Origin of the sequence: Devosia sp. SL43, assembly GCF_021729885.1 — a bacterium.
Taxonomy (GTDB): Bacteria; Pseudomonadota; Alphaproteobacteria; order Rhizobiales; family Devosiaceae; genus Devosia.
Window position 1 is genome coordinate 1,336,765 of record NZ_CP063401.1, and the last position, 18,805, is coordinate 1,355,569.

The following is an 18,805-nucleotide window of genomic DNA, read 5'->3' on the forward strand; positions in this document are numbered from 1 at the left end:
CGACTTATATTTCGTCGGCACTTTCCTCGGCAATGGCTTGCTCGGTTTCGGCCTGTTCGGCCAATGCCTTCGGCAATGGAGCCAAGGGACGCCCAGCCAGATAGTCATTGACCCGCTGGGTAAAGAAGGCCGCGTCGGCGGGGCTATCGGCAAGCTTGTGTGCAAAGGATCGGCCAGGATGAAGCACGTCCCAAGGCGACCTGTATTGCGTTGCCCGCCTGTTGCCAGGGTCCTTATTGCCAAATCCATCGATAGCGCGGTTCCAGACAGGCTGGAAGTTCTCGATCAGCACGTTTTCGCCAAGAGGAATCCAGATGTCCTCGACAATGAGATGCCTGACGTAGAAATCGTTCAGCTCTAGATTTGTAGCTTCTGCTATCGAGGCCGCATGTTGGCGCAAGCGTTCAAGCAAGGCGCGGCCCACGGCAGAATCCTTGGTCAGTCCGCCCTTACGCCCACCTTTCGGTATCGCCTTTCCGACATATATGGGCTTCGAAAATTGCCCGTCCCTGTTCTGTTCGGCGATCGGCGCGTAGGCGTCGAAAGGTCCGGCATAGTATATGACGTAAACTCCCGCGCCCGTTATCCCATCAATTTCCGCGAGTGACACAGGCGCGCGGGCAAGCAGTTCAGTCTCAACGCTTTTCGCCAGATTGCGCTTATCAAGTGGATTATATGGCGACAGCGTCATGCGGCCTCGCGCAAATGCCTTGCCACATCTTCACCGACGATACGGGCAAGACGGACTGGAACAGCGTTGCCTAGTTGGCGCATCGTTTCGGACCATGAGCCATGGAACAGGTAGTCGTCAGGGAAGGTTTGCAGCCGAGCGGATTCTCGCACCGTGAAGTAGCGCACACTTCCATCTGGACGCAGGAGCATATTCTCGCCCCCTGGAACACCATGCACGCCAGCCTTCAACGTTTTCGCAGGCTCGTCCAACGGACTGCCGGTGTGACCGACGTAGCTTTTGGCACCTGGTTGGAAACGGTGGTTTAGATATTCGCCAGCCCGCTTTGGGTAACGTTCGGGGTCGGGAATATCTTGCAGCGCGTCACGGACAGTTCGCCAGGGAAGTGAGCCTGCCGCATCTTCCTCGATCGCGGCCGTGAGCATTCTCGCGGCCGGTCGATCTTTTTTCGCCACCTTGTGACGGTCCCAATAATCACCGGCAACTTGATCCAATATCAGGGCGGCTTGGGAATGCGTCGCGTGTGGAAAATTCCACTGCACGCCTAGGTCTTCCCTGAAACCGATGAAGAAGACGCGTTCGCGGCGTTGAGGAACACCGTAGTCGGCCGCGTTCAACACCTTGCGCACGACACGATAATTCAGTCCCCGCCGGCTACCGGAGGTATGATGCCTCTCCAAACGCGCCAAATGCTCCGTCCAATCATCATCACCGCGCGTGGCGACTTCGGGATGTTCCATTTGGAGGCGGATGTATTCGTAATAATTTCGGAAGCTGGCGCGTGTCAGGCCCTTCACGTTTTCAAAGATGAAAGCGTTTGGTCGTGCTTCCCGCACTGCTCGGATCGCCTCGGGGAACATGTCGCGCGCATCGCCATGAGCGCGATGCTTGCCGCCCATGGAAAACGGCTGGCACGGTGGTCCACCCGATACCAGTGAAACCAATCCCTCATAGTCGCGAAAATCGACATCGCGGACATCACCCTGGGTGACAGACCACTTCTTGACGGCCTTCAGACCGCGCATCTTGTTTTCGCGAATGGTATCGCAGCAGTAGCTATCCCATTCGATCACGTTGACCGGCCGGAAACCGGCTTCGTGCAAGCCAATTCCCAGTCCGCCAGCACCCGCGAATAGCTCAATGGATTTCATCGTTTAAGAATGCTCGGATTCGTGCTTCGAGAAAAGAACTATTCGCTACCTGACATTCCCATAACACTAAGATATCCCAGCCTTTTTCGGCCAATGCCGTTTCGTTTTTGCGATCACGCGCGCGATTACCCTCAAGCTTAGGCAGCCAGAATTCCAAGCGTGATTTTGGAAGCCGCGCCAGCTTGCAGTCTGGATCGTCGTGACGATGCCAATAGCAGCCGTGCACGAAGATTACCTTTCGTCGCCCCGCAAAAACCAAATCCGGCTTGCCAGGGAGATCAGCGCGATGAAGCCTGTAACGAAATCCTAGCCGATGGACGAGCCTGCGCACTTTGAGCTCGGGTCCGGTATTTTTGGACCGGATGGTGCTCATTCGCGCGCTTCGTTCGGCGGGAGTTAGGGGATCGGCCATAGTACCTAATATCGGTCGACTCGAAGCAATTTCCAATCGCGCGGAGAGCAGGGCCGAAACCTTGGGCGCATCCAACCGGCCAACGGTTGGTCAGGAGCCAAGAGGGCAGGAACGCCCTCTTGTCGTATCCATGGCGAAACATGGTGCGGGTTCCAAGGGCGGCATACGCCAATGGCTGGCTCCATCGGCCGTAACGGTGGTCTGGGTTGGGTCTTGGGAAGGGGCAGGAACGCCCCTACTCCAAGCGCGATGAACCCGCGCAGGGTTCGATGGTTTCGGAGAGGCTCGATGCCTCAGACAAAACCACTACTAGAGGGTGCACGGGAGAGCGTTTAAGCGTCTCCCTGCCCTGATGGTCGTACCACGACACATCTGGCGATCTGCGATCTTCGTTTCACATCCCCAATCCATGAATGGTCGGTTTAAGACCAGTACCTCTCGGTTGAACCTATATCTAGCGACGCACCTTGTGCCACGTAGTCTGGCCCCTGCATGACAATATCACCGCCGCGCTCCTTTGCTAACTTCATCCCAACTGCTGCACGGACAGAAAAAGCGGCCGATGTCTCACGAGACATTTCCCTCGCAACACCAATGCTAACTGACACTCTAAGACCCTCAGCCACCACGCTCCAAGGATGGTCTTTGACCCGCTGGCGGATGCCCTTCGCAATATCGATTGCTTTCTCTATCCCCATTCCTCGCAAGGCCACGTAAAAGGTGTCATCACCACAACGCCCAATTCGGCAGTCGAAATACTTCGTTTCATCGCTAATGATATTGACCAAATACTCCAAAACAAAATCGCCAAGTTCTCGACCATAGACTTTGTTAATTTGAGACATATCATCGACGTCTATTATAGATACTGTGGACTTTCGTTCATGGGAAACTTCTTGGACGAATTCATACAGTCTTTGCTCCAAGAAATTTCGACCGAAGTTCTTGTCCCCTAACTTATCCTTGTGGTCCTTCGCCCACAGATCGACATCGATATTCTGGTCTTGCGCGTCGTCACTTTCTGCTTCCCGCGCTGGCTTTTTTTCTGCACCGGGTCCGCGCACAATTTCGCGGCTGAGGATGTCCGCTAGATAAAAATCGATGGAAGGGAGAGATGCTTTATCCAGTATGTTATTGATACTGTCTTCTCCAAGATAGGAGGTGACCAAAGTTCTAATTCCCTCGAACTCCTGTGTTTTGCAACAAAGGTACATAAGCGCTAGTGCGGCTTCCTCGTCACCCGCGCCGTTGCTCTTCAGGCTACTAATTATTTTGAAAGGATAATGAGACGTCCAAGGCACGCCGGAGACTGCCATCGCAGTCTGGATAAAAATCGTCTTCTTCTGTTGGACCTGTCCCTTGGGAAATTGTGATGTTCTGTCGTGAATTGCTTTTCCAAGCTGCTGTCTAAGCACCAAGGCCCTCTCCGAGGGTAGCTCCAGCATATCGCCCATTGCTTCTAAGAAATCTTCATACTCAGGCACTGGCATTGTCTGGCAGCCTCAAGAGTTTCTACCAAACAGCGGTCGCAGCGAATCGCTTAGACAGGCAGAGGCGAATTCCGGAGTTGGGATTTAAGAACACGACAGCCATTCTGCCAATACTGCGCCTGTCTTATGCGGCCTGTCTCGGGATCGTATCTTATGAGAGCAGGCCCAGAGTTTCGTCCACGGAGCCCTTGGAGCCAGTATTCCTCTCGCATAATACGTCCGGTTTCCGGCGACCAATAGGTTAGCGCGGGAAGGTCTCCTTCTCTGTGCCGTTTGTGAGATTGCAACCAGACTTGGGACAATAGCATACCCGTTCCGAGGTCGCGCTTTTCCACGGCAGGTCCGTTCAGTCGATGACGTTGCCCTGCGACAAACCATTGTCGTAACACCGTGGAGCCTGTGTCCGGGTTGTACAAAGTGAAGGCGGGCAGATCACCGTCGCGATCGTATTGACCGGAAGCGTTACGCCATTGTTCAACCACTAGCGCGTCAGTGTCGGGATCACGGAAAGTCGTGACGTTAAAGCTCTTCGAAATGCTGCTTGTCATAGTAGTTTATAACTAATTAGTTATATAACTGCAAAGCAATTCGAATTTTTCAATAAAAGTCAGATACTTACAGGGCAATCTTCCGACTGTGTGCGCTAGCGGCTAGTTGACAAACCGATACGAGCACTAGCCGCTAGGCTGGCCTACGGCTTGAGGCCTAGAAAATCATAGCCTGACCCAGACGTAATCTGGATCAGGACGCAATTATGGCTATCAAGACTCTACCACCGGCCTTTCGCAATGAACCCTTTAGGTCGCTGTCTACTGGCGCGCACATGTTTCAGTCGGAAGTGCTTGAAACTCTTGATCTTACCCTTGCCGAATTCAGTGCTATTCGCGTCGAGGGTTATCTGAGATCGATTACGCCGTTTTGCGCTACGCCACAGTATCGGCGGAGCAAAGTGATCAGCTTCATGTGGGGTTTGCAGACCAACCAGCGTCATGCCGACACGATTGCATTCCTTATCGGCCGCCGGGGAGATGGCTGGGCAAATGGCGGTGATGCACGGTGATTTCGCAAAGCGATTAATCGAGGGCAGCGCGACTGCCCCCGATTACTAACTTTGTGGCTGTTCCCGCCTCTGACCACGCCGCGGATGTTACCCCTGAGACGACCAATCCCTGGATAGCGCTTATGTAAATACATGATTTTACTTGACTTTTAGGATTTTGTTCCTATTTTGTTCCCTTTGGATAAGTAGACGAAGAAGGACCAAACAAGTTGACGGACAGGCGTGGAAAAAAGGACAATCAAGGCAAGCAGACGCCCTCTGCCGACGCCTTCTCGTCCGACCCGCGCATCCGCGAACTGGTCCGTTTCCTGGCCCGTCGCGCCGCCGAGGCGGACTACGACGAATTCTTGAAGGCCCGTGCCCAGCCGCGTCATAACCAGCATGAGGGGACCAAGCCATGACACGCATCACGATAGCCGCAATATACGCCAGATTCAGCAATGAGGATTTGCAGAAGGCCGCCTCAATCGAAGACCAAATTAGGCAAGCCCGCGAATTCATCTCGAAGAACGGCTGGTCGGAAGGCCCGGTCTACACCGATTTTGGAATTTCCGGTGCCTCCATGCAGCATCGTAGCGGCATCAAGGGGATGATGGACGACGCTTCTCGCGGCGTGTTCGATGTGGTTGTGGCGGAATCGTTGGACCGCGTGACGCGCGACCAGGAAGACGTTGCCCATATTTATAAGCGGCTCGACTTTGCTGGCATCAGCATCGTCACTATTTCGGAAGGCAATATCGGCCCACTTCACATCGGCCTCAAAGGTACGATGAATGCTATGTTTCTGACCGAACTGAAGGTCAAGGTTAAGCGTGGGCAGAGAGGCCGTGTCGAGAACGGATTTTCAGGCGGTGGCAATTCCTATGGATATGACGTTGTCCGCGAACTCGATGCGAAGGGCGAACTCATCCGCGGCTTGCGTGCCATCAACCCCGCAGAGGCGGTCATCGTCCGCCGTATTTTTGGCGAGTACGTCGCGGGACACTCGCCAAAGGCGATTGCTCGCCGCTTAAATAACGAAGGCGTCGTCGGGCCATCCGGCCGAGGCTGGAGCCCTTCGACCATTAACGGCAATTGGCAACGCGGCACCGGCATACTTAACAACGCGCTTTACGTTGGTGAGATCGTTTATAACAAGGTGTCCTACCCACGAAATCCAAACACCGGAAAACCCGTTGCCCGTGTGAATCCAGAGTCCGAGTGGGTTCGCTCCGCCGTTCCAGAACTCGCCATCATCGAGCGCAGCACCTGGGATCGCGTTCAATCGTTCCGCACCGAGCAGCGCAAATCCAGCACCAAGTTCTGGGAAAAGCAGCGACCAAAATACCTGTTGTCGCACCTGCTACGGTGCGGCTGCTGTGGTGGCGGCGTCAGCAAAATTTCGGCGACGCACTACGGCTGCGGTGCCGCGCGCGAAAAAGGCCCCGCCGTGTGTACCAACAGAGTGACCGTTGCGCGTCTGGACCTGGAGCATACCGTTCTTACGGTGCTGAGGGATCGCCTGATGGACCCCGACCTGGTGGAAGTGTTCTGCAAGGAATACGTGACTCACCTCAACAAGCTAAGGATGGAGCGCAACTCACTTCGCGACGGTTATCTGGCGGAACTTGATACTCTTGAGGTTCGCGAGGATCGAATGGTCCGGGCGATTATGGATGGCTTTGCCACACCCAAACTGAAGACAGAGATGGATGAGTTGCTGGCGCGGCGCGGTGAACTGAGCAGACTCATCGACAACACCGACGAAGCTCCTGTGTTGCTGCATCCTCAAATGTCTCGGCGGTACAAAACTGAGGTGAACCAACTGATCCAGTCGCTCAACGATGACGAGCATCGCGCGGAAGCGACCGAACTGATCCGGTCGCTAGTTGAGCGAATTGTCATCACACCATCCGCGTCAAATTTCCGAAGCGTCGCCGTAGATGTCTACGGCGACCTAGCCGGAATCATCAACATCGCCACGGACAAAAAGACTGCGCGCGAACCTGACCTACGGCAGATACGCCTTATGCTCGGACGCGATGCCCATCATGATTTCGTAAATCAGGGCAAGATGGTGGGCCTTGAGGCAAGCCACCTTCATTCCAATACGCAAGGTAAGATGGTGGGCCCACCAGGACTCGAACCTGGAACCAGACCGTTATGAGCGGTCGGCTCTAACCATTGAGCTATAGGCCCCCATTCGCCTCTTAGCAGGGTCACAGAGGGTGGCAAGAGGGAACTGGTATTGCCGTGATTGCCCGCACGCTCGTCACTTCGTATCGTGCGGCTTGCGACATCTGTTCGAATACCGAACTGGAGACCCCATGCGCGAAGGCGACATCATCAATGGCCTGGTCAAGGGACTCTCCGTCATCGAGTGCTTCGACGAGGAACATGCCAGCCAATCGATCACTGACGTCGCCAATCGCACCGGACTCGAACGCGCCACCGCGCGCCGGTGCCTGCTCACCCTCACCCATCTTGGCTACGCCAACTATGACGGTAAGTTCTTCCGCCTGACCCCGCGTATTCTCAATCTGGGTCACTCCTACCTGGCAGCCACGCCGCTGCCGCGGCTGATCCAGCCGTTCCTCGAAGAACTTTCGGATCAGATCAACGAGTCGTCCTCCGCCGCCGTGCTCGACAATACGGAGATTCTCTACATCGCCCGCGCCTCCTACCGCCGGGTGATGTCGATCAATCTCAATGCCGGCGCCCGCATGCCGGCCTACTGCACGTCGATGGGTCGCATTCTGCTGGCCGCCCTGCCAACCGCCCAGGCCCGCGACGTCCTCGATCGCTCCGAGCTCATCGCCTATACGTCCAAGACCAAGGCCGACCTCGCCGCCATCACCACGGAGCTGGCCGTGGTTGCCGCCCAGGGCTTTGCCGTCATCGATGAGGAACTCGAGCTGGGCCTCTGCTCCATCGCCGTGCCGCTGTTCAATGCCCAGGGCCAGACCGTCGCGGCCCTCAATATCGGCGCCCAGTCGGCCCGTGCTTCGACCTCACACATGATCGCCAATTTCCTGCCGCTGATGCGCAAGGTGCAGGCCGAGGTCCGCCCGCTGCTGCGCTAACATTCGTACACCGGACGACCAGCCGGGCCACCCTCCCCCTTGTGGGGAGGGCAAGCGAACCTTAGCCGCAGGCTTAGCGTAGCTCGGAAGAGGGGATGGCTCCGCATGCTCAGTGAGCTTGGCCACCCCCACCCTCGATCCCTCCCCAGAAAGGGGGAGAGAGACGACTGAAGGTTCGCTGACAACAGCACCACTGTCACAATCCGTGCTTACAATCCCCATCATGCCGCCCTGCCCAGACTCGCACGTTTCGTTGCGACATCTGTCACATTCGAATGTGTCAGCCGCGCCAAGCATCCGTGTTGTTCCAAATTTTTCCAAGCAATTTCATGGCATTAACCTGTCACAAACGCGTCACGTAACCGCAATAAAACTGTCGCGTGCCCCCCATATGGTCCCCCTCGTCAAAGGGCGGCGCCGGGGGATGAACTGCCGGATAGGCCCGCCAGGTTTGAACTGAATTCCGAAAGGGAAATCCCTATGAAGACCGCACTTTACGCCAGTGCCGCCGTGATCGCGCTCGCCGCATTCGGCACCACAGCTGCTTTCGCCCAGTCGCGCGACACCATCCAGGTTGCTGGCTCGTCCACCGTGCTGCCATTCGCCTCGATCGTCGCAGAAGAATTCGGCGCTGCTTTCCCCGAGTTCAAGACTCCGGTCGTCGGCTCCGGCGGCACCGGCGGCGGTCTGAAGCAGTTCTGTGAAGGCGTCGGCGAAAACACCATCGACATCGCCAATGCATCGCGCCAGATCAAGGACAGCGAGCTCGAGGCCTGCACCGCCGCCGGCGTCACCGACGTCCGTGAAATCCAGTTCGGCTTCGACGGCATCGTGTTTGCCTCGGCTGCATCGGGCCCCGACTTCGCCCTGACCCCGGTTCAGGTGTTCAAGGCAATTGCTGCCAAGGTCCCCGTTGACGGCGCCATGGTCGACAACCCCTACACCAAGTGGTCGGAAGTCGACGCTTCGCTCCCCGATCAGGCAATCGCCCTGGCCATCCCGGGTTCCAATCACGGCACCCGTGAAGTGTTCGAGGAAAAGGTCACTCACGCCGGTTGCGAAGAAGCCGGTCTGCCCGAGATGAGCGAAGAAGAACTCGACGCCGCTTGCACCACCTTCCGTCAGGACGTCGTCGTTGAAATCGCTGGCGACTACACCGAGACCCTGGCTCGCCTGACCTCGAACCCTGACACTGTTGGCGTGTTCGGCCTCAGCTTCTACGAGCAGAACACCGACACCCTCAAGGTCGCGACCGTCAATGGCGTCGTGCCGTCGGCTGAAGCTGTCGCTGCCGGCGAATACCCGGTCAGCCGCCCGCTGTTCTTCTACGTCAAGGGCCAGCATATCGGCGTGATCCCCGGCATCCAGGAATATGTCCAGTTCTTCCTGTCCGAGCAGATGTCGGGCGCAGGCGGCACCCTCGAAGCCGCTGGCCTGATCCCGCAGCCGGCCGAAAAGACCGCTGAAGTTCTCGCTGCCTTCGAAGCTCAGTAATACCTCTCCCGGGCCGCGCCATCAGGCGCGGCCCACTCTTTCTCGCGGGGGCGCATACCGATGAATTCCCTTGTCATTGCCGGTCTGTTGCTGGTGTTGCTTGGCCTTGCCTACCAGTCCGGTTGGTCCCGCAGCCGCGGTCTGGCGACCGCCAACGGCGTCAAGGTCCACTCCCGCCCTCAGTATCACGGCTCCTACGTCGCCATCTGGACGCTGGTTCCCGCCCTCGTCATCGTCATCCTCTGGGCCTGGCTCGGTGATGGCATCACCCACAATTTCATCGTCGGCCAGATCCCGGTCGAAACCGTCCAGTCGCTCGATCAGGTCGGCCTCAACGCCACCATCGCCCGCATCAAGTCGCTGGCGTCAGGCTACGGTGTGGCGGGCGAAGTTCTGCCCTACGAGCAGACGGCTGGCGATGCCCTGCGCTCGTTCCAGTTCATCACCTTCCTGGTTGTTATCGTGGCGGCGGCCGTGGCTGGTGTTGTGGCGCTGCTCTACGCCCGCAGCCGCATCACCGCCCGCCTCCGGGCCCGCAACGCCGTCGAGCGCGTCATCAACATCGCGCTGCTCGCCTGCTCGGCTGTCGCCATCCTGACCACCGTCGGCATCGTCGCCTCGCTGGTCAGCGAGGCCTACAAATTCTTCACCTTCATCCACCCGCTCGATTTCTTCTTCGGCACTGTGTGGAATCCCAGCTTTTCGTCCACCGGCGGCGGCGCACATGGCCAGTATGGCCTCCTGCCCCTGCTGGCCGGCACGCTCATGATCACATTCATCGCCATGCTGGTGGCCGTACCGGTCGGCCTGATGGCGGCGATCTATCTCAGCCAGTATGCCCACCACAGCTTCCGCGCCGTGGCTAAGCCGATCATCGAAATCCTCGCCGGTATCCCCACCATCGTCTTCGGCTTCTTCGCCCTGGTGACGGTCGGCCCGTTCCTGCGTGACGTCGGCGGCTTTATCGGCCTCGATATCAAGGCGACCAGCGCGCTCACCGCCGGCGTGGTCATGGGCATCATGATCATCCCCTTCGTGTCGTCCCTCTCTGACGACATCCTCAACCAGGTGCCGCGCACCCTGCGCGATGGCGCCTATGGCCTGGGCGCCACCAAGTCCGAAACCATCCGCAACGTGCTGCTGCCTGCGGCCCTGCCCGGCATCGTCGGCGCCTTCCTGCTGGCCGTGAGCCGCGCCGTGGGCGAAACCATGATCGTGGTGCTGGCCGCCGGCAACTCGCCGGTGCTGCGCGGCAATCCGTTCGAGCCGGTGGCCACCATCACGGTGTCGATCGTCAACCAGCTGACCGGCGACTCCGATTTTGCCGGTCCCCAATCGCTGGTCGCCTTCGCCTTGGGCCTGACGCTCTTCGTCATCACCCTCTGCCTCAACGTCTTCGCCCTCTACATCGTCCGCCGCTTCCGGGAGCAGTACGAATAATCATGACCGACATGCTCTCCACTGGCCACCAGGCCTCAGTCGAACGTACCAAGCTGATCCGCGCCGGCCTACGGAAGCGTCACCTTACCGAGAACGTCTTCAAGGGCCTAGGCCTCGCCGCCATCATCGTGGCGCTCGGCTTCGTCGCCCTGCTGTTTGTCGATATCGTCCGCCGGGGCGCTCCCGCCTTCACGCAGTCCAACCTGCATCTGTCGGTCACCTTCGATCCCGCGATCATTGGTGTCGAACCTGCCCCGGTTCGTACCGATGGCCAGTCCGATGCCGATTTCCAGGCCGCCAACCTCAAGTGGCAGCGTGACCTGGCGATGCTGAACTGGAACAAGGTCATCGAAGCGAGCCTGCGCGCCGCAGCGCCGGCCGGCTTCGAGATCGATACCAAGGACCTGCTGGCCATCGCCGAAACCGATGCCCGCCATCAGGTGCGCGAGCAGTTCGTCGCCGATCCATCCCTGCTCGGCAAGACCGTAGAGGTCGACGTCCTCGCGTCGGCCAACGCGCAGAACTGGATCAAGGGCAATATCGACCGCTCGCTGCCCGACACCCAGCAGCAGCTCTCCGCCCCGGCCCGCGCGCTGATCGACGAAATGGTCGCCAGCGGCGCCATCAGCAACGGCTTCGCCTGGTCCATCTTCACCAACGTCGACAGCCGCTCGGCCCCGGCCTCCGCTGGTCTGCTCGGCGCTTTGGTCGGCACGCTGTGGATGATGCTGGTGGTGATCGTCCTGGCCGTGCCGATCGGGGTGGCCTCGGCCATCTATCTCGAGGAATTCGCGCCAAAGTCGCGCATCACCGACTTCATCGAGGTCAACATCAACAACCTGGCGGCAGTGCCCTCCATCGTCTTCGGTCTGCTCGGCGCCGCTGCCTTCATCAACTACATGCACCTGCCCATTTCGGCGCCGATCGTCGGCGGCCTGGTGCTGACGCTGATGACGCTGCCCACCATCATCATCGCCACCCGCGGCGCCCTGCTCGGCGTCTCCCCGGCCTTGCGCCAGGCTGCGCTCGGCATGGGTGCGTCCAAGACGCAGATGGTGTTCCACCATGTGCTGCCGGTCACCTTTCCGTCGATCCTGACCGCAACCATCCTGGGCGTCGCCCACGCCCTCGGCGAAACGGCTCCCCTGCTGCTGATCGGCATGAAGGCCTTCGTCGCTGCCGTGCCCGCTACGCCTTTCGATCAGGCCACCGCCCTGCCGGTCCAGATCTATCTCTGGCAGGGCAACGAAAACCGCAATTTCTTCGAACCGCGCACCGCCGCCGCGATCATGGTCCTCCTCCTCGTGATGATCCTGCTCAACGGCGTCGCCATCTATCTGCGCTCGCGCCTCGAAAAGCGCGCCTAGCTAAAGGAAGCATCAAATGGATATGGTCGCCGGCAAGATCAAAATGACCCAGCAATCAGTGAACACCGCAATGAACCCGACCGACATGCTCGAACGCCAGATTCGCCTGACTGCCCGCGATGTCACCGTGCATTACGGCGCCAAGCAGGCCTTGCATGGCATTTCGATCGACATTCCCGATCGCGCCGTCACCTCCTTCATCGGACCCTCGGGCTGCGGCAAGTCGACCTTCCTGCGCTGCATCAACCGCATGAACGACACGATCGAAGGCGCCAAGGTCGGCGGCACGATCAAGCTCGACGGCGAGGATATCTACGATCCCGCGCTCGACGTGGTCGAACTGCGCGCCCGCATCGGCATGGTCTTCCAGAAGCCCAATCCGTTCCCCAAGTCGATCTATGAAAACGTCGCCTACGGCCCCAAGATTCATGGCCTTGCGCGCTCCAAGACCGACATGGACGAGATTGTCGTCTCCTCGCTCCGCAAGGCGGGCTTGTTCGAAGAGGTCAAGGATCGCCTCAACGAGCCCGGCACCGGGCTTTCCGGCGGCCAGCAGCAGCGTCTGTGCATCGCCCGCGCCATCGCCGTCGGCCCTGAAGTCATCCTGATGGACGAGCCTTGCTCTGCCCTCGACCCCATCGCCACCGCCATCATCGAAGAGCTGATCGACGAACTGCGCGAGAACTACACCATCGTCATCGTCACCCACTCCATGCAGCAGGCCGCTCGCGTTTCGCAGAAAACGGCCTTCTTCCACCTGGGCAATTTGATCGAGGAAGGCGTCACCGAAGACATCTTCACCAACCCGGTCCACAAGCAGACCCAGGACTATATCATGGGCCGTATCGGCTAAGGGCCGGGAAGAGGAAGCTACTATGGCCAATACCGGCACCGACCACATCGTTCAGTCCTATTCCGACGAACTCACCGCCCTCGCCCAGACCATCGCCGAAATGGGTGGCCAGGTCGAAGTCGCCATCGAGAACGGCACCAAGAGCCTGCTCAAGCTCGACCGCGAGCTGGCCGACCTCACCATCATCGCCGACCAGCGCATCGACGACATGCAGCGCAGGATCGACGACATGGCCGTGTCCATGATCGCCCGACGCCAGCCCATGGCATCGGACCTGCGCGCCATCGTCACCGCCATCCATGTCGCCTCCGATCTGGAGCGCGTCGGGGATATGGCCAAGCAGCTGGCCCGCCGCTCGCTCAAACTCGAAGGCATGAGCCTGCAGCCCACCTTCTACAATGGCGTCAAGAACATGACCGCCCTGGTGCTGCGCCAGATCAAGGAAGCGCTCGACGCCTATTCCAACCGCGACTCGGCTCGCGCCATTGAAGTCTGCAACCGCGACGACGAAGTCGACGCCATGCATACCTCGCTGTTCCGCGAACTCCTCACCTACATGATGGAAGACCCGCGCAACATCACGCCCTGCACACACCTTCTGTTCTGCGCCAAGAGCCTGGAACGTATCGGCGACCACGCCACCAACATCGCCGAGCGTGCCTACTACCTGCAGACCGGCAAGCAACTGACATCAGACGTGCAGGAACTGCACCGCACCCAGATCAAGGCCTGACGTCACGCACGCCAGCCGCAACACCCACCGGGTCATTCCCGCGAAAAGCGGGAACCTCCGTTGCCTCTAAACAGAGGTCCCCGCTTTCGCGGGGATGACCTGGAGATGAAACAACGGTCGGCGTAGCCGGCCCGCACCCCGACGGGAGCCACTCCATGCCCGCCACTATCCTCGTCGTCGAAGACGAAGGCGATATCGCCATCCTGCTGCGCTACAACCTCGAAGCCGAGGGTTTCCGCGTCGTCACCGCGGAAACCGGCGACGAGGCCCAGCATGCCATCCAGGACAAGCTGCCAGACCTGATCCTGCTCGATTGGATGCTGCCCGAAATCTCCGGCATCGAACTCTGCCGCCGCCTCCGCGCCCGCGATGAAACCGCCCGCGTGCCGATCATCATGCTCACCGCCCGCGGCGAGGAAGAAGAACGCGTCCGCGGCCTCGCCACCGGCGCCGACGACTATGTCGTCAAGCCCTTCTCCGTTCCCGAGCTGATCGCCCGCATCCACGCCTTGCTGCGCCGCGCCAATCCAAACCTGGTCACCGCCGCCCTCAAGGTCGGCGATCTCGAGCTCGACCGCACTACCCACCGCGTCCGCCGCGCCAACCGCGACGTCCATCTCGGTCCCACCGAATATCGCCTGCTCGAATACCTGATGCGCCATCCCGGCCGCGTTTATTCGCGCGAGCAACTGCTCGACGGCGTCTGGGGCAACGACGTCTATGTCGACGAGCGCACCGTCGACGTCCATATCGGCCGCCTCCGCCGCGCCATCAACCGCGGCCGCGAGAGCGACCCCATCCGCACAGTCCGCGGCGCCGGCTACGCTTTCGACGAACGCTTCGCCCAGGTCGCCTGAGCAAGAGTACCCCCACCTAGCCTCCCCCTGAAAAGGGGGAGGAATCCGGCTGGTGCCTAGCCTCCAATTGTGCCGCAAACTCAATCGGTCCCTCCCCCTTTTCAGGGGGAGGCTAGGTGGGGGTATTCTTTCTTCCCCCCGTCCCCGTCCCACATAGCGTCTTGGCACACTCACCCGACTGGCCGATTGTCCTCCAGCAATCCCCTCCGAGTCGTCCCCATGTCCACCGCCTCCACCCCACGGCCCCAGCCCCTCCACCTCATCGCCGCCTTCGCCAGCGGCGGCTTGCTGACCCTGATGGTGTTCCTCAACGGCGAATCCGGCCGCACCGGCGGAGCACTGTTCTCCTCCTGGCTCGCCCACGGCACCGGCACCCTCGCTGCCATCGTCCTGTTGGCGCTGCTCTGGCGCACGCGCTCCAAAGTCGCGCCCGGCACCGCCAACCGACCACCACTCTGGGCCTATCTCGGCGGCCTGTCCGGCGCCGTGACCGTCATGCTGACCTCGACGGCAGTCAATTCCCCGCTGGCTGTCGCCGGCACGCTGGCCCTCGGCCTTGCCGGCCAGGTCGCCTTCAGCCTCGCCGCCGACACGCTAGGCCTGTTCGGCCTGCCGCGCCGCCGGCTGGATTTGCGAGACATCGGCGCCATCGCCCTGATCGGGCTGGGGAGCCTACTGATCATCCTTCTCGGTCAGGGGAGCGGCGCATGATCCTCTTCGTCTTTTACGCGGTGCTGGCCGGCGTGCTGGTCAGCCTCAGCCGCCAGCTCAACGGCCGCCTGGCCCTCTCGACCACGCCGCTTATTGCCTCGTTCTGGAACCACCTGGTCGGCTTTGCCCTGCTCACGGTGCTGGGTCTGGTTATCGGCGGCCTGATCACCGAGGGCGCCATGCAGACCCCATGGTGGGCCTTCCTCGGCGGCCCGGTCGGCGTCATATTCGTGGCATCCGGCAGCTGGCTCATCGCCCGCATCGGCGCCATCAACACCGCCCTGCTGGTCATCGGCGGCCAGATGGTGTTCGGCGTCATCTTCGACCTGCTGCGCGGCGCGCCGGTAACACTCTGGGCCAGCGCCCTCGGCGTCGTGCTGATCCTGGGCGGCGTGGCCCTCACCCAGCGGCCGCGCTGAGGTTCAAACCTCCGGCATATCCCGCAGCGGCGTGTCGTCCTCCAGCGGCACCGTCTGCCGCTCGATCATCCGGTGTACCTTGGGCAGACCCTCTCCGCGATGCAGGGCCCGCAGCGCCTCGATATTGTCCGCGTCCGCCTTGGTCCGCCGCATATTGTGCCGCACATAGTCCACCCAGGTCGGCACATGGTAGGTCTCGACCCAGATGTCGGGCCGTTCCAGATCGCGCAGCAGGCCCCATTGCCGCGCCCCGTCGCGAATGCGGATGCGCCGCCGATCCGCCATCAGCGCCAGGAATTTGAGGATATCCTCCTGCGCGATCTCATAGTCGATCATCACCATGATCGGCCCGCTGCGCGGCCGCAGATCGAGCTTCAGCACCGGCTCGTTGAACGTATTGAGCGGGTTGAGATCGCGCTGATCGAACTGTGCGAGCGGCAGTCGCAGTCCCACCACCGCGCAGGCCAGCAGCACCCATCCGGCCATGGCCAGCGCCCAGTCCGGCCCCACGGCGTCGGCGCTCAGGCCCCAGACCCAGCTCCCCGCTGCCATGCCGCCAAACGTTGCCGTCTGGTACAGCGACAGCGCCCGCCCCACGACCCAGCGCGGCGACGACAGCTGGATCGACACATTGAACAGCGACAGCGACAGCACCCAGCAGGCGCCCGCCGGCAACAGCACGAAGTGGCTGAGCACCGGATCGCGGCTGAAGCCCAACCCGACGCAACTCACCGCAAAGCCGATGCAGGCTGCCCGGACGATCACTTCATTGCTGAAGCGCTCGCGGACCCGCCCGTTGAGAAACGCCCCTCCGATGGCCCCCAGCCCGAAACAGCCCAGCAGCGTGCCATAGACCAGCGCCCCGCCGCCGACATATTCGCTCGCCACCGACGGCAGCAGCGCCAGCACCGCCACTGCGCCGAAGCCGAACAGGAAACCGCGCAGCAGCACTGTCGTCAGGTTGGGCGACAGCGACACGTAGCGGATGCCCGCCCACATGGCGCTGGCGAAATTCTCGCGCGGCAACCGGTTCGCCGGCCGCTCCGGCTTCCAGCGCGTCAGCGCCACAATCAGCGGCAGATACGACACGGCATTGACCGCAAACGCCGCCGCAGCTCCCGCCAGCGCCACGATCAGCCCGCCCACCGCCGGGCCGACGCTGCGCATCATATTGAAGCCCATCGAATTGAGCGTCACCGCCCCCGGTAGATCGCTGCGCGGCACGATATCGCCCATCGACGCCTGCCACGACGGGTTGAACAAGGCCGTCCCGCACCCGATCAGGAAGGTAAAGCCCAGCAGCAGCCACGGATTGAGCAGCCCGAATATCGCCATCGCCGCCAGCGCCAGCGACACCACCATCATGCCGACCTGCGCAATCAGCATCACCGTGCGCCGATCGAAATTGTCGGCCAGCGCCCCCGCCGCGATCGAAAATACCATGATCGGCAACGTCGTCGACGCCTGCACCAGCGCGATCATGTTGTGCGAGTCCGTCAGCGTGGTCATCATCCAGCCGGCACCCACCGACTGCACCAGTCCACCCAGGTTCGACACCAGCGTCGCCAGCCACAACAGCCGGAAAGTCTCGTGCTTGAATGGCGCCAGCACGGACGGTCGATCAGCCATCTCGCATCCCTTTGTTCGCACCGACTGTCTAGGACCGGGCCGGGCGCGATGCAAGCACACCAGGCGTGCTCATGAGTGCAAGCGCACTGGCAGAAGACGGAAATCTACAAAGGCGCCGGACTGTCATTGATAGCGCATACGAACCCTCTAGTCTGTCAGGCGACGACGATCATGGGCGCCGACAATTGACTGAAACCGATTCAGCCGTTCCCCGACCCACCGTGAGGGCTGCTCGAGCGGGTGAGGTTTTCCGCGCCTTCCTCAAACTCGGCTTGACCTCGTTCGGCGGCCCCATCGCCCATCTCGGCTACTTCCGCGACGAGCTGGTTGTTCGCCGCAAATGGATCGACGAGGCCGGCTATGCCGACCTCGTGGCGCTCTGCCAGTTCCTGCCCGGCCCGGCATCGAGCCAGGTCGGCTTCGCTCTCGGGCTGCTGCGGGCCGGGCCGGTCGGCGCCTTGGCGGCATGGACGGCTTTCACGCTCCCTTCGGCCCTGATTCTCGTGTTGTTCGCCTATGGCGCAGCTTGGTTTGGGGGGGCGATCGGCTTGGGCCTGCTGCATGGCCTGAAGATTGTTGCCGTCGCCGTTGTCGCGCAAGCGGTCTGGGGCATGGCGCGAAACCTTGCCCCTGACCGGGAGCGGGCGAGCATCTCCGTGGCCGCCTTACTGCTCGTCATCCTGCTTGCCGGCGCGATTGGGCAGGTGGCAGCCCTGATCTTGGGTGGCTTGGCCGGGCTGTGGCTGTGCCGAGGCGCTCCCGTTGCCACCGCAGGTCACCTGACATTCCCCGTATCGAAACGGGCCGGACTGATCGCCCTCGCTCTATTCGTCCTGCTGCTGGCTCTTCTCCCGGTCCTTGCCGCAACGACCGCCTCGCAGGGGGTGGCTCTCTTCGATTCCTTCTACCGGGCGGGCTCGCTCGTGTTCGGCGGCGGCCATGTGGTTCTGCCTCTGCTGGAAGCCGAGGTGGTACGCCCCGGCTGGGTGAGCACTGACGCCTTTCTGGCTGGCTATGGCGCGACGCAGGCCATGCCGGGCCCTCTGTTCACATTCGCTGCCTATCTCGGCGCGGTCATGGGGCCTGCGCCTGACGGCATTGCCGGGGCCATCATTTGCCTCATCGCCGTATTCCTGCCCGGCTTCCTGCTGCTAGTCGGCGCGCTTCCCTTCTGGGACGCTTTTCGTGCCCGCCCGGTCGCGCAGGCCGCAATGCGCGGCGCAAATGCTGCCGTCGTCGGTATTCTCGGGGCCGCGCTCTACAATCCAGTCTGGACGAGCGCAATCCTCGGCCCGTACGACTTTGCCCTCGCCTTGACCGGTTTCGTCCTGCTGACCGTCTGGAAGGCCCCGCCATGGATCGTAGTGGCGCTATTGGCCCTGGGTGGAATGGGCCTGAGCCTGCTCCACCCAGCCATGCCCTGAATCGGGGGCCGC

18 protein-coding genes and 1 tRNA gene are annotated in these 18,805 nt (G+C 60.9%); 13 read left to right on the top strand and 6 right to left on the bottom strand.

Features of this window, described 5'->3' with window-relative positions; genetic code table 11:
- Positions 1-4: 4 nt before the first annotated feature.
- The 4 genes from IM737_RS06600 to IM737_RS06615 form a co-directional block, all read right to left on the bottom strand.
- Positions 5-691: an Eco29kI family restriction endonuclease gene (locus IM737_RS06600; RefSeq protein ID WP_236899126.1), complete on the bottom strand. Its 687-nt coding sequence runs from the start codon at positions 689-691 to the stop codon at positions 5-7.
- Positions 688-1,842 carry a DNA cytosine methyltransferase gene (locus IM737_RS06605; protein ID WP_236899127.1) on the bottom strand — a complete coding sequence of 385 codons (1,155 nt, stop codon included), beginning with the start codon at positions 1,840-1,842 and terminating at the stop codon, positions 688-690. The genes IM737_RS06600 and IM737_RS06605 overlap by 4 nt, the downstream gene beginning before the upstream one ends.
- Positions 1,829-2,215 carry a very short patch repair endonuclease gene (locus IM737_RS06610; RefSeq protein WP_236899128.1) on the bottom strand — a complete coding sequence of 129 codons (387 nt, stop codon included), beginning with the start codon at positions 2,213-2,215 and terminating at the stop codon, positions 1,829-1,831. The genes IM737_RS06605 and IM737_RS06610 overlap by 14 nt, the downstream gene beginning before the upstream one ends.
- Positions 2,216-2,676: 461 nt before the next feature.
- Complete coding sequence (locus tag IM737_RS06615; RefSeq protein WP_236899129.1) at positions 2,677-3,738, bottom strand: GGDEF domain-containing protein; 1,062 nt, start codon at positions 3,736-3,738, stop codon at positions 2,677-2,679.
- A 760-nt stretch (positions 3,739-4,498) separates the two neighbouring features.
- Here IM737_RS06615 and IM737_RS06620 point away from each other — a divergent pair.
- The 3 genes from IM737_RS06620 to IM737_RS21055 all read left to right on the top strand — a co-directional run bounded on the left by IM737_RS06620 (position 4,499) and on the right by IM737_RS21055 (position 6,950).
- Positions 4,499-4,804, top strand: coding sequence for a hypothetical protein (locus IM737_RS06620; RefSeq protein WP_236899130.1), 306 nt, complete (start codon positions 4,499-4,501; stop codon positions 4,802-4,804).
- Between the two features lie 209 nt (positions 4,805-5,013).
- Positions 5,014-5,205, top strand: a complete 192-nt coding sequence (locus IM737_RS06625) for a hypothetical protein (protein ID WP_236899131.1) — start codon at positions 5,014-5,016, stop codon at positions 5,203-5,205.
- Positions 5,202-6,950, top strand: coding sequence for a recombinase family protein (locus IM737_RS21055; protein WP_442874196.1), 1,749 nt, complete (start codon positions 5,202-5,204; stop codon positions 6,948-6,950). Before IM737_RS06625 ends, IM737_RS21055 begins: the two co-directional genes overlap by 4 nt.
- Here IM737_RS21055 and IM737_RS06635 read toward each other — a convergent pair.
- A tRNA-Ile gene (locus IM737_RS06635) sits at positions 6,907-6,982 on the bottom strand. The two genes, IM737_RS21055 and IM737_RS06635, sit on opposite strands and share 44 nt — an antisense overlap.
- A gap of 128 nt (positions 6,983-7,110) precedes the next feature.
- Here IM737_RS06635 and IM737_RS06640 point away from each other — a divergent pair.
- The 9 genes from IM737_RS06640 to IM737_RS06680 all read left to right on the top strand — a co-directional run bounded on the left by IM737_RS06640 (position 7,111) and on the right by IM737_RS06680 (position 15,740).
- The gene (locus IM737_RS06640) at positions 7,111-7,866 is read left to right on the top strand and encodes an IclR family transcriptional regulator domain-containing protein (protein WP_236899133.1); all 756 of its coding nucleotides are present in this window, start codon (positions 7,111-7,113) and stop codon (positions 7,864-7,866) included.
- A 480-nt stretch (positions 7,867-8,346) separates the two neighbouring features.
- Positions 8,347-9,360 carry a PstS family phosphate ABC transporter substrate-binding protein gene (locus tag IM737_RS06645; protein WP_236899134.1) on the top strand — a complete coding sequence of 338 codons (1,014 nt, stop codon included), beginning with the start codon at positions 8,347-8,349 and terminating at the stop codon, positions 9,358-9,360.
- Positions 9,361-9,420: 60 nt separating this feature from the next.
- The gene (pstC, locus tag IM737_RS06650) at positions 9,421-10,800 is read left to right on the top strand and encodes a phosphate ABC transporter permease subunit PstC (RefSeq protein WP_236899135.1); all 1,380 of its coding nucleotides are present in this window, start codon (positions 9,421-9,423) and stop codon (positions 10,798-10,800) included.
- 2 nt (positions 10,801-10,802) lie between these two features.
- Positions 10,803-12,167, top strand: coding sequence for a phosphate ABC transporter permease PstA (gene pstA / locus IM737_RS06655; RefSeq protein WP_236899136.1), 1,365 nt, complete (start codon positions 10,803-10,805; stop codon positions 12,165-12,167).
- A gap of 70 nt (positions 12,168-12,237) precedes the next feature.
- Positions 12,238-13,020 (top strand): phosphate ABC transporter ATP-binding protein PstB, encoded by a 783-nt coding sequence (pstB, locus tag IM737_RS06660; protein WP_236899875.1) that lies wholly within the window; start codon positions 12,238-12,240, stop codon positions 13,018-13,020.
- Positions 13,021-13,042: 22 nt separating this feature from the next.
- The gene (phoU, locus tag IM737_RS06665) at positions 13,043-13,753 is read left to right on the top strand and encodes a phosphate signaling complex protein PhoU (RefSeq protein WP_236899137.1); all 711 of its coding nucleotides are present in this window, start codon (positions 13,043-13,045) and stop codon (positions 13,751-13,753) included.
- A gap of 155 nt (positions 13,754-13,908) precedes the next feature.
- Positions 13,909-14,610: a phosphate regulon transcriptional regulator PhoB gene (gene phoB / locus IM737_RS06670; RefSeq protein ID WP_236899138.1), complete on the top strand. Its 702-nt coding sequence runs from the start codon at positions 13,909-13,911 to the stop codon at positions 14,608-14,610.
- 219 nt (positions 14,611-14,829) lie between these two features.
- On the top strand, positions 14,830-15,321 hold the full coding sequence (locus IM737_RS06675; RefSeq protein WP_236899139.1) for a DMT family transporter: 492 nt from the start codon (positions 14,830-14,832) through the stop codon (positions 15,319-15,321).
- A complete protein-coding gene (locus IM737_RS06680; RefSeq protein WP_236899140.1) occupies positions 15,318-15,740 on the top strand; it encodes a DMT family transporter in 423 nt (140 codons plus the stop codon). The genes IM737_RS06675 and IM737_RS06680 overlap by 4 nt, the downstream gene beginning before the upstream one ends.
- Positions 15,741-15,743: 3 nt before the next feature.
- Here IM737_RS06680 and IM737_RS06685 read toward each other — a convergent pair whose 3' ends face one another.
- Positions 15,744-17,369, bottom strand: coding sequence for an MFS transporter (locus IM737_RS06685; protein WP_236899141.1), 1,626 nt, complete (start codon positions 17,367-17,369; stop codon positions 15,744-15,746).
- A gap of 185 nt (positions 17,370-17,554) precedes the next feature.
- On the opposite strand from IM737_RS06685, the gene chrA reads away from it, so the two are divergent.
- Entirely contained in the window at positions 17,555-18,793 is a 1,239-nt protein-coding gene (gene chrA / locus IM737_RS06690; protein WP_236899142.1) for a chromate efflux transporter, read from the top strand.
- Positions 18,794-18,805: the final 12 nt, after the last annotated feature.

Excerpts from the sequence above, each read along its gene's own strand:
- IM737_RS21055 (WP_442874196.1), top strand. The coding sequence starts at position 5,202 with ATGACACGCATCACGATAGCCGCAATATACGCCAGATTCAGCAATGAG.
- IM737_RS06640 (WP_236899133.1), top strand. The coding sequence starts at position 7,111 with ATGCGCGAAGGCGACATCATCAATGGCCTGGTCAAGGGACTCTCCGTC.
- phoU (WP_236899137.1), top strand. The coding sequence starts at position 13,043 with ATGGCCAATACCGGCACCGACCACATCGTTCAGTCCTATTCCGACGAA.
- pstB (WP_236899875.1), top strand. The coding sequence starts at position 12,238 with ATGAACCCGACCGACATGCTCGAACGCCAGATTCGCCTGACTGCCCGC.
- IM737_RS06645 (WP_236899134.1), top strand. The coding sequence starts at position 8,347 with ATGAAGACCGCACTTTACGCCAGTGCCGCCGTGATCGCGCTCGCCGCA.
- pstC (WP_236899135.1), top strand. The coding sequence starts at position 9,421 with ATGAATTCCCTTGTCATTGCCGGTCTGTTGCTGGTGTTGCTTGGCCTT.
- IM737_RS06600 (WP_236899126.1), bottom strand. The coding sequence starts at position 691 with ATGACGCTGTCGCCATATAATCCACTTGATAAGCGCAATCTGGCGAAA.
- IM737_RS06610 (WP_236899128.1), bottom strand. The coding sequence starts at position 2,215 with ATGAGCACCATCCGGTCCAAAAATACCGGACCCGAGCTCAAAGTGCGC.
- IM737_RS06605 (WP_236899127.1), bottom strand. The coding sequence starts at position 1,842 with ATGAAATCCATTGAGCTATTCGCGGGTGCTGGCGGACTGGGAATTGGC.
- IM737_RS06685 (WP_236899141.1), bottom strand. The coding sequence starts at position 17,369 with ATGGCTGATCGACCGTCCGTGCTGGCGCCATTCAAGCACGAGACTTTC.
- IM737_RS06620 (WP_236899130.1), top strand. The coding sequence starts at position 4,499 with ATGGCTATCAAGACTCTACCACCGGCCTTTCGCAATGAACCCTTTAGG.
- IM737_RS06675 (WP_236899139.1), top strand. The coding sequence starts at position 14,830 with ATGTCCACCGCCTCCACCCCACGGCCCCAGCCCCTCCACCTCATCGCC.
- phoB (WP_236899138.1), top strand. The coding sequence starts at position 13,909 with ATGCCCGCCACTATCCTCGTCGTCGAAGACGAAGGCGATATCGCCATC.
- pstA (WP_236899136.1), top strand. The coding sequence starts at position 10,803 with ATGACCGACATGCTCTCCACTGGCCACCAGGCCTCAGTCGAACGTACC.
- IM737_RS06680 (WP_236899140.1), top strand. The coding sequence starts at position 15,318 with ATGATCCTCTTCGTCTTTTACGCGGTGCTGGCCGGCGTGCTGGTCAGC.